Source organism: Agromyces cerinus subsp. cerinus (assembly GCF_900142065.1).
Lineage (GTDB): Bacteria > Actinomycetota > Actinomycetes > Actinomycetales > Microbacteriaceae > Agromyces > Agromyces cerinus.
On record NZ_FSRJ01000003.1, the window covers coordinates 264852 to 280159 of the forward strand.

The 15308-nt window shown below is 72.7% G+C and carries 11 protein-coding genes; 6 read left to right on the forward strand and 5 right to left on the reverse strand.

What is annotated here, in order from left to right; translation table 11 throughout:
• Positions 1 to 75: 75 nt before the first annotated feature.
• Positions 76 to 1566, reverse strand: a complete 1491-nt coding sequence (pdxR, locus tag BUR99_RS11710) for a MocR-like pyridoxine biosynthesis transcription factor PdxR (protein ID WP_159440989.1) — start codon at positions 1564 to 1566, stop codon at positions 76 to 78.
• Between the two features lie 77 nt (positions 1567 to 1643).
• On the opposite strand from pdxR, the gene BUR99_RS11715 reads away from it, so the two are divergent.
• The 3 genes from BUR99_RS11715 (at position 1644) to BUR99_RS11725 (ending at position 5949) form a co-directional block, all read left to right on the forward strand.
• A complete protein-coding gene (locus BUR99_RS11715; protein ID WP_074260555.1) occupies positions 1644 to 2336 on the forward strand; it encodes a pyridoxamine 5'-phosphate oxidase family protein in 693 nt (230 codons plus the stop codon).
• Positions 2337 to 2641: 305 nt separating this feature from the next.
• Positions 2642 to 2824, forward strand: a complete 183-nt coding sequence (locus BUR99_RS11720; protein WP_074260556.1) for a hypothetical protein — start codon at positions 2642 to 2644, stop codon at positions 2822 to 2824.
• Between the two features lie 128 nt (positions 2825 to 2952).
• Positions 2953 to 5949 (forward strand): helix-turn-helix transcriptional regulator, encoded by a 2997-nt coding sequence (locus tag BUR99_RS11725; protein WP_234980834.1) that lies wholly within the window; start codon positions 2953 to 2955, stop codon positions 5947 to 5949.
• Between the two features lie 45 nt (positions 5950 to 5994).
• Here the strand turns inward: BUR99_RS11725 and BUR99_RS11730 are convergent, their stop codons facing one another.
• Both BUR99_RS11730 and BUR99_RS11735 read right to left on the reverse strand, forming a co-directional pair.
• Positions 5995 to 7518, reverse strand: a complete 1524-nt coding sequence (locus BUR99_RS11730) for a leucyl aminopeptidase (RefSeq protein ID WP_074260557.1) — start codon at positions 7516 to 7518, stop codon at positions 5995 to 5997.
• Positions 7515 to 9236 (reverse strand): MFS transporter, encoded by a 1722-nt coding sequence (locus BUR99_RS11735; protein ID WP_074260558.1) that lies wholly within the window; start codon positions 9234 to 9236, stop codon positions 7515 to 7517. Before BUR99_RS11735 ends, BUR99_RS11730 begins: the two co-directional genes overlap by 4 nt.
• A 114-nt stretch (positions 9237 to 9350) precedes the next feature.
• On the opposite strand from BUR99_RS11735, the gene BUR99_RS11740 reads away from it, so the two are divergent.
• From BUR99_RS11740 to BUR99_RS20570, 3 genes are read left to right on the forward strand one after another with little or no spacing between them, the layout of a single operon-like run.
• Positions 9351 to 11090 (forward strand): threonine/serine exporter family protein, encoded by a 1740-nt coding sequence (locus tag BUR99_RS11740; protein WP_074260559.1) that lies wholly within the window; start codon positions 9351 to 9353, stop codon positions 11088 to 11090.
• Between the two features lie 27 nt (positions 11091 to 11117).
• Positions 11118 to 12677, forward strand: a complete 1560-nt coding sequence (locus BUR99_RS11745; RefSeq protein ID WP_074260560.1) for an SLC13 family permease — start codon at positions 11118 to 11120, stop codon at positions 12675 to 12677.
• A gap of 16 nt (positions 12678 to 12693) precedes the next feature.
• On the forward strand, positions 12694 to 13239 hold the full coding sequence (locus BUR99_RS20570) for a GNAT family N-acetyltransferase (RefSeq protein ID WP_074260561.1): 546 nt from the start codon (positions 12694 to 12696) through the stop codon (positions 13237 to 13239).
• A gap of 16 nt (positions 13240 to 13255) precedes the next feature.
• Here the strand turns inward: BUR99_RS20570 and BUR99_RS11755 are convergent, their stop codons facing one another.
• Positions 13256 to 14215 (reverse strand): carbohydrate kinase family protein, encoded by a 960-nt coding sequence (locus BUR99_RS11755; protein ID WP_074260562.1) that lies wholly within the window; start codon positions 14213 to 14215, stop codon positions 13256 to 13258.
• 3 nt (positions 14216 to 14218) lie between these two features.
• Positions 14219 to 15280, reverse strand: coding sequence for a LacI family DNA-binding transcriptional regulator (locus BUR99_RS11760; protein WP_394327838.1), 1062 nt, complete (start codon positions 15278 to 15280; stop codon positions 14219 to 14221).
• Positions 15281 to 15308 lie beyond the last annotated feature (28 nt).

Sequence of the window (15308 nt, forward strand, 5' to 3'; positions counted from 1 at the left end):
GTTCACCCTATCTGCTGGGGGAGGGCTCGCGACAGTGAGCCGAAGGTCGTATTCGCGCAGGGATTCCGGCCCGGTTCACGCCGTCGGTCCGGGCGGGTGGAGCGAGGAGGACCGGCGACCGGCGAGGTCGTCGAGGATGGCGGTGCGGATGCGGGCCAGCCCCTCGACGAGCCGGGTGTCGCTCGGCGCCGCGTAGCCGAAGACGATGCCGGGGGGCTCGTCGCCGGGCACCGCCGAATAGTCCGAGAGCGGCGCGACGGCCACGCCCTCGCTCGCGAGCCGGGTCACGAGGGCAGCGGATGCCGCGGCATCCGGCAGCTCGACCACCGCGTGCAGCCCGCCCGCGAGCCCGGAGAGGGGCGCACCCGGCAGGCCGTCGAGCGCGGCGAGCACGAGCTCGCGCCGATGGGCGTACTCGCGCCGCGAGACCGCGATGTGCCGGCGCACGGCGCCGCTCGCGAGCAGCTCGGCGATCGCGTGCTGCGCGACGCCGGGCACCGGGCAGGCCTCGTCGTCGCGGGCCCCGGCGATCGCTTCGCGGAGCGCGTGGTTCGTCGGCGGCAGCACGAGGTAGCCGAGCCGGATCCACGGCGTCAGCACCTTCGAGAAGCTGCCGACGAGCACGACCCGGCCGCTGTCGTCGAGGGAGGCGAGCGCCGGCAGCGGAGGTCCGAGGTGGCGGAACTCGCTGTCGTAGTCGTCCTCGATCACGAGGCCGCCCGTCTCCCTCGCCCAGGCGATGAGCTCGAGGCGCGTCGAGACTGGCAGCCGGCCCCCGAGCGGGTACTGGTGGCTCGGGGTGACCAGGACGGCGTCGGGCGGGCCGGGCAGTCGGCGCAAGGCGGCGACGTCGAAGCCGTCGCGGTCGACGGCGACGGGCGCAGTTCGCGCGCCCCGCCGCGCGAACAGGCGCCGTGCCGACGGGTAGCCGGGATGCTCGATCGCGATCACGGGCGCCCGCCCGGCGAGGTGGGCCGCGACGGATGCCACGAGCCCGAGCGCCTCGCTCGTGCCCGCGGTGACGACGATGTCGTCGGGCGAGCAGGCGAGTCCGCGCGCATGCCGGAGGTGGTCGGCGATCTCGGCGCGCAGCCGTGGCACGCCGAAGAGCGGCGGGGGATCGGGCGAGACGTCGAGCGCGGCGGCGTGCCGCCAGGCCGCCCGCCAGGCGCGGGTGTCGATGCGGGAGGTCGAGGGCCGGCCGGGCAGCAGGTTGATGCGCGGCTCCTCGTGCGCTGCGGTCGTGGGAGCTGCCGGTGCCGGTGTCGTGGCCGCCGGTGCGGATGCCGCGGCATCCGTCGTCCGATCGGGGCGCGGCTGGATCTCGGCGACGCGCGTCGCCGCCCCCTGCCTGGTCTCGAGGTAGCCCTCGCCCACGAGCTGGTCGTAGGCCGAGACGACGGCGCTCCGCGAGACGCCGAGTGCGCTCGCGAGGGCGCGGGTCGACGGTACGGGGTCGCCGGGGCGGAGGTCGCCGGTCAGCACGCCCTGCCGCAGCGCGGCAACGAGCTGGGCGCCGATGGGCGTGCCGGAGGTGCGGTCGAGGTCGATGATCGGTCCGTCCACGGGGCTCCTCACTGGACTGGTCGGATTTGCGAGAACTGGACTGCGAGTGCGACCAGTGTACGGCGGAGACTCGTGCTGTGACCACGATCGACCACGCATCCCCAGCACCCGCGCCCCGACGCATCCGCCGCATGTCGGAGCGCCAGACGACCGACCGCGCCGCGCTCTTCGAGCTCCTCGACACCGAACTCGTCGGCCATCTGGCCGTCGCCGCCGACGGCGTGCCCGTCGTCGTGCCGATGGGTTACGCCCGCGACGGCGAGTACCTGCTCGTGCACGGCTCGACCGGCGGTGGGTTCGCGTTGCGCGCGGCATCCGAAGGACGGACCGTGGCCTTCGCCGTGACCGCGCTCGACGGGCTCGTGTTCGCCCGCTCGCTCTTCGACAGCTCGATGAACTACCGCAGCGCCGTCGTCTACGGCGTGCTCGAGCCCGTCGAGGGCGATGCGGCGGATGCTGCGCTGCTCGCGCTCTCCGAGCGGCTCATGCCCGGCCGCTCCGCCGAGGTGCGCGCCATGACCCGCAAGGAGATCGCCGCCACCCGGGTGCTCCGGCTCCGGCTCGACGACGTCGTCATGAAGACGAGGGCCGCCGGCGCGTCGGAGGCGGCCGACGACGGCGAGGACCACTCGGTCTGGGCGGGCGTCGTGCCGCTCGCCCGCGCGTGGGGCGCGCCCGAGCCCTCGGTGCTGACCCCGGCAGGTACCCCGACACCGGAGTCGGTGGTCGCCCTGACGACGACGGCCGCACACCACGGCAGGCTTCACTGAGGTTTCGTCAGATTCTTGAGATGTGCAGGAGGGAGGTGCGCCATGTTCTCGATACTGTTCCTCGCCGTGCTCGCGATGGTCGCCGTCGTGGCGATCTCCGCTGCATTCGTGCAGTTCGGTCGCGACGGCTACCGCCGCACGCCGACGATCCTCGGCTGAGCGCCGCGCTCGACTGAGCGGCCTCCTCAGGCGGATCTGAGGTGCCGACGCACGAATATAGGGCGATCGCCCGATGAGCCCCAGGCGCCTCAGAGCGCACGCTGGAGGCATCCGGTCGAACGATCGGAACGACCCAGGAGGGGATCATGCAGTTCTCTGCGGATTTCATGGCACTGCACGCGCACCAGACCGACGTGCACCGCGCCGAGCGTGAGCTCGGCATGCAGCGGGCGGTCGACGAGGCGGGTTCCGGCGACGCGGGGGCGTCGCCGGAACCGGCTCGACGCCGCGGTCACCTGCACCGCGCACCGCGCCTCGCCCTGCGGTGATCGCGACGGCCATCGCGCAGGCGACGGCATCGACGGACGTGCCGGCGACCGCTTCGGAGATTCCGCCGAGCGCGATCACGGATGCCTCGGCGGCTGCCGCTGTCGGAGGGACGTGGCACGATGAGATCGTGACCACGTCAGCGGCGGCCATGGTCGGCCGTGACGCCGACCTCGCGAGGCTCAACGAGCGCCTCGACGAGGTGCGCGCCGGCGCGCCCTTCACGGTCGTCATCGGCGGCGAGGCGGGCATCGGCAAGACCCGGCTGGTGCGTGAGTTCGAGCGCGGGCTGCCGTCAGACGTGCGACTCCTCGCCGGGCAGTGCGTCGACCTCGGCAGCGTCGCGGCACCGTACGCGCCCGTGAAGGCGGCGCTGCGCACTCTCGTGGCCGACCTCGGTCCCGAACGGGTGCTCGAGGCGGCCGGCCCCGGTCGGCCCGCGCTCGCGGCGCTGCTGCCCGAGCTCGCGGCATCCGACCCCGAGGCCGCTGCGGTCGCAGCTCCGGCCGGCGTCGGCGCGGCGACCGGCCAGCTGCACGAGGGCATCGCGGTGCTGCTCGAGACGGTCTCGCGCGAGCGACCGGTGGTGCTCCTCATCGAAGACCTGCACTGGGTCGACACGGCGACGCTCGCGCTGCTGCGGTTCCTCATGCGCGCGCTCGGCTCGAGTCGGGTGCTCACGGTGCTGACCTATCGCAGCGAAGACGTCACGAGGGGGCATCCGCTGCGCGCCTTCCTCTCCGAAGCGGAACGCGATCGCTGGGTCGAGCGACGCGACCTCTCACGGCTCTCCCGCGCGCAGGTGCGCAAGCTCACGAAGTCGCTCGTCGGCGAGCCGCCCACCGACTCGGTCATCGACACCGTCTTCCGGCGCAGCGACGGCGTGCCGTTCTTCGTCGAAGAACTCGTCGGCCTCGACGGCTGCCGAGACGAGGGCGAGTTGCCCGACACGCTGCGCGAGCTGCTGCTCGCGCGATACGAGCGGCTCAGCGATCCGGCGCAGGCGCTGCTGCGAGTCATCAGCGCGGGCGGCGTGCGCATCTCGCACGCCCTGCTCGAGACGGTCTTCGACGGCACGGCCGACGATCTCGACCTCGCCGCCCGCGAGAGCGTGCTCGCCGGCGTGCTCACGATCGACGGCGACGACTACGCGTTCCGGCACGCCCTCGTGCGCGAGGCGATCCTCGCCGACCTGCTGCCCGGCGAGCGGGCGAGATTCCACTCGCGCTACGCCGAGGCCTACGAGACGGCGGCGGCCGCCGGCACCCGGCGCCTCGCGGCCGAGATCTCGTTCCACTGGCTCGGCGCGCACGATGCCGCGCGTGCCTTCCCGGCGACGATCCATGCGATGCGCGAGGCACGTGCCGCCGCTGCCTACAGCACCGCCGCGCAGCTCGGCGAACGGGCGATCGGCCTGTGGGACGTGGTGCCCGAGCCCGAGCAGGCGTCGGGCATGACGAAGCTCGAGCTCATGGGGCGCACCGCATCGCACCTCCGCAATGCGGGCGAGGGTGAGCGGAGCCTCGCACTCGTGAAGGCCGCACTCGCCGAGTGCCCGCGCGACGAGCCGCAGTACCCCCGATTCCTGCGCGACAAGGCCATGGACCTCGCCAGCGTGGGGCGGCCAGGGTCGATCCCGGTGCTCGAAGAGGCGCTCGAAGTGCTCGGCGAGCGTCCGAGCGAACTCCGTATGACGGTGCTCATCGTGCTCGCCGGTCGGTTCATGATCGAAGGGCGTCTCGACGAGGCCGTCGACACCGCCGAGCGCGCGCTCGAGGTCGCGCTCGAGGTCGAATCGCCGCGCTATGCGTCGCTCGCCGCCAACGTCGCCGCCGTCAGCCGGGCGAGCCGCGGCGAGGTCGAGGCGGGGTTCGCCGGCCTCGAGCGCGCGAAGGAGCTCTCGCACGGCGACGGCGCGGCGATGCTGCGCTACTGGGTGAACGCCTCCGACCTGCACTTCCTCGTCGGCAACTACGCCGAGGCGGTGCGCCTCGCCGAAGAGGGGCTCGAGCAGGCGCGGGCGCAGGGCGTCGAGCGCAGCTCCGGCCTGATCCTGGCCTCGAACGCCGTCGACCCGCTCTTCGCACTCGGCGAATGGGATCGCGCGGCAGCGCTGATCGAACGCGCGCTCGCCCTCGACCCGCCCGGGCCGTTCGGGGTGTACCTGCAGCGGGCGCGCATCTGGTCGATCCTCTGGCTCGGCGAGCCGGTGCGGGCCGCCGAGCAGTTGCGCAGGGTCCGCCCGACGATGACCGAGATCATGGAGGTCGAGGAGCAGACCCGGCTCAGCGTCAGCCGCGTCGCCGCCGAGGTCGCGCTCGCCGCCGGCGACATCGCCGGCGCCTGGCGCGACGCCAAGCGGGTGCTCGATGAGCCCGAGGCGCCGCTGCCCGGCTACGGCCTTCCACTCGTCTGGGTCGCGGCTCGCGTCGTCGGTGCCGCCCGAGCGGGTGCCGCCGAGCGGGCGGGCGGCATCCCCGATGTCCTCGCCGCCGAGATCGGTGCGGCCGAACCGGCGCTCCGCCAGGTGCTCGCCGGCATGCGCAGCTGGCCCACGCAGTCGATCTGGGCAGCGTTCTTCGAGGCCGAACTCGCCGAGGCGCCCGACGGTTCGCCCGGATCCGACGCCGAGGCATGGCGGGCCGCTGCGCAGGCCGCGGCCGCGCCCACGGCACCCGGCTACCTCGCGCCCTACGCCCTCACCCGCCAGGGCGAGGCCGAACTCGCGGCGGGCGACCGTGCTGCCGCGAAGGTCACCCTGCAGAGCGCCTTCGACCTCGCCCTCAGCGGCGGGGTCGGCGCGGTGCGCGATCGCGTCGAGCAGGTCGCCGCGGCCGCAGGGCTCTCGCTCGACGGCGGCATGGGCTCGGGTCGGGCCAAGGCCGGGGCGGGTGCCGGGCCGGGCATCGCGGGCACGGTGGCACCCGACGACGACGTCATCGCCGAGCTCACCGCCCGCGAGCGTCAGGTGCTCGAACTCATCGCCGAGGGGCTCAGCAACCGCCAGATCGGCGAGCGGCTCTTCATCAGCGGCAAGACCGCGAGCGTGCATGTGTCGGCGATCCTCCGCAAGCTCGGGGCGTCGACCCGCACCGAGGCGGCGTACCGCGCCGGCGTGCTCCACTGACGCGTCGTCGTCGTCGCTGCGGCCGACCCGACGGGCCGCTCCGTGTCAGCGCGCCGGCTGGAAGCTCCGCGCCACGTCGATGAGGATGCGCGTGCCGAACCCGGTCGCGCCCTTCGAACGCCACGAGTCGTCGGCATCCGACTGCATGGTGCCCGCGATGTCGAGGTGCGCCCACGGCGTCGTGCCCACGAAGTGGTCGAGGAAGAGCGCCGCCGTCGTCGCCCCGGCGAAGGTGCCGCCGAGGTTCGAGAGGTCCGCGACATCCGAATCGAGCTGCTTGCGGTACCGGCGTTCGAGCGGCATCCGCCAGACCTGCTCGTCGGTCGAAGCCGAGGCGCGCTCGACCGAGGCCAGCGTCGACTCGTCGTTGCCGAAGAGCGCGGCGGTCGAGGTGCCGAGCGCCATGAGGGCGGCGCCCGTGAGCGTGGCGATGTCGATGATCGTGTCGACGCCCTCCTCGTTCGCGAGGGCGATGGCGTCCATCATCACGAGCCGGCCCTCGGCGTCGGTGTTCTTCACCTCGACGGTCGTGCCGTTCCGGGCGGTGAGCACGTCGCCGAGCTGGTATGCCGAGCCCGACGGCATGTTGTCGGTGCACATGAGCCAGCCGGTCACGGTCGCGGTGGCCCGCAGCGCCCGCAGCGCGGTGAAGGCGCCGAGCACGGATGCCGCGCCGCCCATGTCCATCTTCATGAGCAGGTGCATCGGGTCGGAGGGCTTCAGGCTGATGCCGCCCGAGTCGTACATGATGCCCTTGCCGACGAGCCCGAGATGCCCCGTCGAGGTGCCGGCGGGCGTGTAGCGCAGCTTCACCATGCGTGGTTCCTCGGTCGAGCCGCGGTTGACGCCGAGGAGGCCCCCGCAGCCGAGCTCGATGAGCTGCTGCTTGTCGAACACCTCGACCTCGAATCCGAAGCGTGCGCCGAGCGACACGGCGACGTCGGCCAGGTCGGTGGCGGTGAGGTGGCCGGGGGGAGTGTTGGCGAGGTCGCGCGCCACGTTCGCCGCGCGCGCGGTGACGATTCCGACGGCGACGCCGGCGGCCAGCTCGACGGCGCCGGTCGTCGCCGGAAGCACGTCGCCGATCCGCAGCGCGAGCCGCTCGAGCGCTGCCCCCGGCGGCGTCGTCGAGCGCCCCGTGTAGCGGTAGCGGCCGAGGGCGGCGCCCTCGGCGATCGCCTGGCCGGCCGCGGCTCGCTCGAGCGTGCCGAGTGCGGGGATCTCGAATCCGATGCGCGAGAACTTGGCGGCAGCGCGAACGAGGGTCGCCGTCGCGTCGCGCAGCCCGTTGATCGTGAGTTCGGCCGCCGGCCCGCCGCCGACGAGCACGACCGGCTCGGCGCCGGGAACGTACAGCGTCTGCCCGACCTTCGCCTCGAAGCCGGCGCGCTCCCGGGCGGCCTGGTCGAGTCCGGCGATCGACTCGGCTTCGGGCACCGGGGTGGTGACGAGCACGCCCGTCACCTCGACGTCGGTCAGTGCCTCGTCGAGCACGACGGCGGGGGAGTGGGCGAGCGACGACACCGCGTCGAAGTCGCCGGGGATGAGCTTGTTCGCGCTGCGGGTCATGCCAGCGCCTCCTTCTGGTCGAGGTCGTCGAGGCTGAGTCCATCGAGGTCGTTGACGTCGTCGAGGTCGACGGGGTCGATCGGGTCGTCGTCGTCGGGTTCGAGCTTCTCGGGCAGTTCGTCGCGGCGGCGCCCGGGCATGCGGGTCGCCGGCACGATCGCGAGGAGCGAGAGCGCCGCGAGGCCGAGCAGCGACACCTTGAGCGCCTGCAGGCGGGCTTCGGCGTTGACCGCGATGGCGGCGTCGAGCTGCGGACCGGTCGCCCGGGACTCGAGCGCGGCCGCGAGCTGCTCGTTCGTGAGGAAGTCGGCCTCGTTGATGTTCACCTGCGCGATGAGCTCGTCGGAGATCTCGGGGTGCTCCTGCGCGCCGCTCAGCAGCAGCGTCGAGAGCATGCCCACGGCGAACGCCGTGGCGACCGCGATGCCGACGCTGCCCGAGAGGTTGTGCACGAGCCCGCGCCAGGCGCCGACGTCGCCGGCGAGCTGCTTCGGGGCGGAGGAGAGCAGGGTGTTGAAGACGAGGGCGACGATCGCGCCCTGGCCGAGGCCGAGCAGGATGAGTCCGGCGACGACGAAGCCCTGGCTCCACTCGCCGCGCACGGTGAAGGCGAGGAGCGTGAGAGCCGACGCCACCACGACGAAACCGGCGCTCGCGATCGCCTTCGGCGTGAACCGGCCGTAGAGGGAGGCGACGAACGTCGAGGCGAGGAAGATCGAGAGCGTGTAGGGGATGATCGAGAACGAGGTCTCGATGCTCGACCGGCCCTGCACGACCTGGATGTAGAGCGGGATCAGGAAGTTCGCCGCCGTGCCGACGAAGAGCATGATCGCCATACACGCCGTGATCGCCCGCTCGGAGCCGGTCGCGAGCACGCGCAGGTCGAAGATCCGCGGCTTGCCCTCGCGGCCGCGGCGCCGCAGCCACGAGAAGAACACCTGGCCGACGACGAGGCCGGCGATCACGAGCAGCGGCGCGGGCGAGATGCCGAGGACGTCGAAGGGAGCCTGGCTCGTCGCGAGCCAGACTCCCCAGGTGGAGAGCCCCGAGAAGCCGAAGCTCAGGAGGATGACGGCGACGGCCGCGAGGATCGCACCGGTCCAGTCGATCGAGAGGCCGGGTTGCGCCGGCACCCGCTTGAGCCCGAAGCTCAGCACGAGGTTGACGACGGCGAGGCCGACCATGAGCACGAACGACCAGCGCCAGCCGATCGTGTTCGCGAACCAGCCGGCGAGGAGGAGCGCCAGCACGCCTGCTGCGGGGATCGCCGCGGCGAGGAGGCCGATCGCCCTGCCCTGCTGCGGGCCGTGGTAGTTCGTGGCGATGAAGACGGTGAGCGCCGGGGCGATGAGGGCGATGACCGCACCCGACGAGGCCTGCGCGATGAAGAGCATCGCCGGCGAGACGCTGAGGGCGACGCAGAGCATGGCCACGCCGTGGATCGCGACGGCGATCTGGAAGACGCCGCGGCTGCCGAACCGCGAGCCGACCTTCGCCCCGAGCAGGATGAACGCCGCCATCGCGAAGGTGCCGGCCGTGATCGCCGTGCCGACCGAGCTCGCCGGGGTGTCGAGGTCGGTCGTGATGCCGGCCATCGAGACCGTCAGCGCGTTCACGGCGAACGAGGCCTGGATCTGCGTCATCACCACGACGATGAGCGCGAGCCACGAGGTCTTCGCGATCGGAGCGGCAACGGAAGCTTCGGCCTGCATGCTCATGAACGTCCCCTCGAGGTCCAGTTGCTCCTGCTGCTCACCGTAGCGCCACCGGGGCCGTCGGCGATACGGCGCGGGCGTTGAGCCTCGCGGGCGGCCGAGACTACAGTGAGCGACATGACAGCCGGGGGGTGGGTGCGGGTCGTCGGCGCGATCGGCGCGCTCGCCGTCGCCGGCTGGTTCGGGGTCGTATGCCTCGGGTTCGCGCCGCCCGCGGCCTGGGCGACCGCGCCGGTCGAGGAGCCGCTGCCGACGGATCAGCCCCTCGAATCGACGCCTCCCGCCACCGAGCCAGAGCCCGACCCGGAGCCCACTCCGACCACCGAGCCGGAGCCGACCGAGGAGCCGGTCCCGACCACGCCGCCCCCCACCACCGAGGCGCCAGCGACCGAGGCGCCGCCGACGCCGACCGAGACGCCGTCGCAGGCGCCCGTGCTCGAACCCGTCCCGCCGTCGGTGCTCGACGACGACGCCGTGTCGCCGTGGTCGTGGATCATCGCCTCGCTCGTGCTGCTCGCGAGCGCCGCCGTGCTCTTCGCGATCCGCAGGCCGGGGGCGGCCGAGCAGGAGTCGGAGACCGGCCCCGTCGCCACGGGGGTGCTCACGCCGGGCGGGCCCGCGCCGGGCACCACCCCGCCGCCCGCGGTCACCCTCGCCGCGATGGAATCGGTGGGCGAGGCGATGATCGACGCCGGGTACTCCGTGACGACCGTGCACACCGCCCTGCTCGACATCGCCACGGTGAACGCCGCCCCGGCGACCGAGATCATCGTCTTCCCGACCGCGCTGATCGTGTCGTCCCGCGGCGTCGGCGAACTCAGCACCGGTGCCGTCGCGAGCGGCAACAGCAAGCTCACGCTCGCGCAGATCGACGAGCTGAACCGCACGGTCGAGGGCGCCCGCACCGGTGCCATCGACCCGGCGACGACGCGGCGCCGCATCCGGAAGCTCCGCGGGCAGCCGCTGCCGTACTCGCCGGTGCAGCGGGTGGTGGCGTACGCCCTGCTGTCGGCAGGGCTCTCGGTGCTGCTGGGGGCTTCGTGGGCGGGGGCCGGGGTCGCCGCCGTGCTCGGCGTGTTCGCGGGCGCCGCACAGCTCATCTCCGCCCGGGCTCCGCGCGACTACCAGGCGCTCGTGACGGTGGCGATCGCGTTCGTCGTCTCGATCGCCGTGTTCCTGCTCATCAGGTTCGGGCTCGACCCCGGCGTGCTGCCGGCCCTCATCGCACCGCTCGTCACGCTGCTGCCGGGCTCGCTCCTCACGACCGGCGTCATCGAGCTCGCGACGGGCCAGATGATGTCGGGCGGCGGCCGCCTCGCCGCGGGCACCATGCAGCTCGTGCTGCTCGCGGTGGGCATCGTCGGGGCGGCCGCGCTCGTGGGGGTGCCGCGCATCGACTTCACGACGGCGTCCCAGCCGATCGGTCCGATCGCGCCCTGGATCGCCGTCGCGGTGTTCGGCGTCGGCATCGTCGTCTACAACTGCGGTCGCCGCGACTCGATCGTCTGGATCCTGCTGGTGCTCTACTCGGCCTACGGCGCGCAGGTCATCGGCGACGTCTTCCTCGGCGGCGTGCTGTCGGCCTTCGTCGGGGCGCTCGTGATGACGCCGGTCGCCGTGCTCGTGGCACGGCAGCGCACGGGCCCACCCGCCGTCGTGAGCTTCCTGCCCGCGTTCTGGCTGCTCGTGCCCGGGGCGATCGGGCTCGTCGGCGTCGCTACCATCCTCGGCGGCGACCAGGCCGGTGCGGACACCCTCGTGACGACGGCATCGACCATGGTCGCGATCGCCCTCGGCATCCTCGCCGGGTCGGCCATCACGAGCCGGTTGCGGTCGTCGCGCGGACCCCTCCTGTAGCGGATGCCCCGCGGCTAGTCTGTGCCCATGGACCCCGTCGCGACCACGCTCGTCATCCTGGCGCTCGCGATCATCGCGTTCATGTCGAACCGCGTGCCGCTCGGCATCGTCGCGATCGGCGTCTCGGTGGCCCTCTGGCTCACCGGCATCCTCGATCTCGGACAGGCGCTCGCCGGATTCGGCGACCCCACGGTGATCTTCATCGCCGCCCTCTTCGTCGTGAGCGAATCGCTCGACTCGACGGGGGTCACGGCGTGGGCGGGGCAGCAGGTCATCGGCCGGGCGGGCACGAAGCGCGGGCCGCTGCTGCTCGTCGTGTGCCTGTTGGTGGCCGGCGTCACCGCGCTCATCAGCGTGAACGGGGCGGTGGCGGCGCTCATCCCGGTGGTCGTCGTCGTCGCGACCCGCGCCGGCATCGCGCCCTCGCAGATGCTCATGCCGCTCGCATTCTCGGCGCACGCCGGGTCCTTGCTCGCCCTCACGGGCACGCCCGTGAACATCATCGTCAGCGAGGCGGCGGCCGACGCCGGCGCGCGCCCGTTCGGCTTCTTCGAGTTCGGACTCGTCGGGGTGCCGCTCGTGGTCGGCACGCTGCTGATCATCTCGCTCCTCGGGCGTCGCCTGCTCCCCGAGCGGGCCGCGACGAGCCTGCCGCAGGACGTCAGCGCGCACGCCCGCACGCTGCGCGAGCAGTACCACCTGCCCGAGGGCACCGAACTCATCGGCGTGCGCGAAGGGGCGACCGAGGTCGTCGTGGCACCGCGCTCCTCGCTCATCGGGCTGCACCTCTTCCCGGGCATGTGCACGCCGAGCGGTGATCTCGTCGTGCTCGCCGTGCAGCGGGGCGGTGAAGACCTCGTCGGCACCGACGCGCTGCTGCAGGCCGGGGACACGCTGCTCGTCACCGGCCCGTGGGGCGAGCTCGAGCGCAACACCGCCGGCCCCGACGTGCTCGTCGTCGACGACCCGGCGACGATGCGCCGCTCGGTGCCGCTCGGCGCCGGCGCGAAGCGCGCGATCGTGATCCTCGCGGCGATGGTGGTGCTGCTCGCCACGGGCCTCGTGCCTCCGGCGATCGCGGGGCTCGCCGCGGCATCCGCTCTCGTGCTGACCAGGGTCGTGAGCCCGACGCAGGCCTATCGCAGCATCTCGTGGACGACGGTCGTGCTCGTCGCCGGCATGATCCCGCTGTCGACGGCGTTCATCTCGACGGGCACGGCCGACCTCATCGCCGGCGGCCTGCTCGGTCTCGTGGGCGATGCCTCGCCGCACCTCGCGCTGTTCGCGATCTGCGCGCTGACGATGGTGCTCGGCCAGCTCATCTCGAACACGGCGACGGTGCTCATCGTGGCGCCTGTCGCGGTCGTCGTCGCCGCCGACCTCGGGGTCTCGGTGCTGCCGTTCATGATGGCGCTCACGGTCGCGGGGGCGGCGTCGTTCCTGACGCCCGTCGCGACGCCGGCGAACACCATGGTGCTCGAGCCCGGCGGCTACCGCTTCGGCGACTACTGGCGGCTCGGGCTGCCGCTGCTCCTGCTGTTCCTCGTCGTCGCGGTGTTCTTCGTGCCGTTCGTCTGGCCGTTCTGAGTGCATGATGGAGCCCATGCCGGTTCAGTTCGTCATCCGCCCCGCGGTCATCGCCGATGCCCCGGGCATCACTCGCGTTCACTGGGACAGCCACCAGTCGACGTACGTCGAGCCGGGTCGGGTGCCGCGCGACAAGGTCGAGGGGTGGACGTACGCCGATCGCATCAGGGCCTGGACGACGAACCTCGCGATCGCGAACGATGTCTACCCGGCGCCAGAGGGGTTCCATCGCATGGAGATCCAGGTGGCGGTCGTGGGCGGCGAGCACGACGGCGAGCACGGCGGCGAGATCGTCGGCTGGGCGAACACCAGCACCGGCCGCGATGCCGACCGGCCCCGCGAGCTCGAGCTCGAGGGACTCTACGTGCTCGACGAGTTCCACGGCCGGGGTGTCGGGCAGGCGCTGCTCGACGCGGCGATCGGCGATCGGCCGGCCTACCTGTGGGCGCTCGCCGACAACCCGAGGGCGCACGCGTTCTACCGACGGAACGGGTTCGAGCCCGACGGCACCTCGAAGGTCGACGACTTCTGGCAGGTGCTCGAGGTGCGGCTCGTGCGCTGAGCCGCCCTGCCGGCCGTCAGCTCCCGCCCGCGGACGGGCGGGTTGGAACCCGCAGCAGCGCGCCTTCGTGGCGCACGGTCGCGGCGGCGATCGCCATCGCCGACTCGAGCGCGGCGGCCCAGTCGCTCGCGTCGCTCGGCAGCCCGTGCACCGCGAGGTGGTGCACGACCGCCGAGAGCGTGGCATCCCCGGCGCCCATCGTGTCGACGACCGCTCCCGGCAGTTCGACGATGCCGGCGTGCACCGCCGCATCGTCGGCATGGAGGGCGGCGCCCTCGCGTCCTGCGGTCGCCAGCACGGCCGGGGTGCGCGGCGACGCGGCATCCGTCGCGGCCCCGCCCGTCGCAGGCGTGCGCAGCCGCTCGACGAACGCCGGAAGCGGAGCACCGAGCAGCAGCTCCGCGTCCTCGTCGCCGACCTTCACGAGCATCGCGTCGCGTGCGGCGACGGTGAAGTTCTCGAGGAACGCCTCGCGATCGTGCAGCATGCCCGCGCGCGGGTTGCCGTCGATCACGAGCCGTTCGCCCGGGCGGGCGATCGCGTCGCGCAGCTCGGCGACCTGCTCGGCGTCGTCGAACGGGAAGCAGCTGACGACGACGAGGTCGGCCTCGTCGATCGCGGCACGGGTCGCCTCGTCGAAGCGGATGCTGCGCCGCTGCGCGGCCTCGTTGAACTCGTAGCGCGGCTCGCCGTCGGTGCGGTCCGAGACGGCCCTCGAGGTGCCGAGTGCCGACGGGCTCTCGACGAGGCGCACGCCGTAGTCGCGCAGGTACGAGCGGATGCGGGTGGCGGGCTCGTCGTCGCCGAGCATCGCGACGAGCGTCACGTCCTCGCCGAGGAGGGCGAGTCCGACCGCGACGTTGAGGGCGGCCCCGCCGACGAACTCGCGGGCGCCGCGCTGGTCGCGCAGCTCGTCGATGAGCGCGTCGCCGATGACGGTGATGCGCGCGCTGGGATCCACGTCGTGCCGTGACATCGCTCAGCCCTCCGTTCGTGGCGTGATTTCGCCCGATCCGCGCACGATGAGCCGCGTCGGTACGATCGAGCGTGCCGCGGGGGCGGTGTCCCCGTCGAGACGGGCGAAGATCCGTTCGGCGGCCGTGCGGCCGATCTGCTGGGGGTTCTGCGCCACGACCGTGACGCCGGGATCGAGCAGGTCGCCGAGCGGCACATCGTCGAAGCCGACGAGGGCCGTGTCGTGCTGCCGGCCGAGTTCGCGCAGTGCACGGATGACTCCGATGGTCACGAGGTTCTGACTGGAGAAGATCGCGGTCGGCGGACTCGGCGCGTCGAAGAGTGCGAGGGTCGCGGCCTGCGACGTCGCCTCGTCGTGGAGGCCTTCGACGACATGCTGGTCACGAGTGGAAACACCCGCCCTGCCGAGTTCGTCGAGGTAGCCGCGATGCCGCTCGCGAGCGGTCTGGATGCCGTGGCGATCGCCGAGGTAGGCGATGCGGCGATGCCCGTGCTCGAGCAGGTGACGGGTTGCGAGGGCGGCCCCGTCGGCATTGTCGCTGACCACGGCATCCGAGGTGATGCCGGCCGGTTCGCGGTCGACGAAGACGACCGGGGTGCCGCGACGCAGCTCGGGAGCGAGATACGCCTGGCTCTCGGTGATGGTGGTGAGGATCAGGCCGTCGACACGGCGGCGGAGGAAGGCCGAGACCGCCTCCTGCTCGCGCGCCGGGTCGTCGTCGAGGCTCGAGGCGAACACCGAGACGCCTCGGGCGAGAGCCGCGTCCTCCACGGCGCGATGCACGGCGCCCGAGAACGGGTTGTCGACGCTGCCGACGAGCAGGCCGAGCGTTCGCGTGCGGCCATCGGCTCTGCGCAGGTTTCCGGCGTGCAGGTCGGGTTGGTAGTCGAGGGTGCGTGCCGCGGCCTCGACCTTGGCGATCGTCGCCGCCGACACGTTGGGTTCGCCGTTGATGACGCGCGAGACCGTCTTCACGCCGACGCCGGCCAAGGCGGCGACATGCCGCATCGTCGGCCGGGAACGCGCGCTCTCCGGCGCCGGACTCGTGTTTGACAACGGTGTCACGTTTCGCTCCCAAGTATGCAAGTTGGAC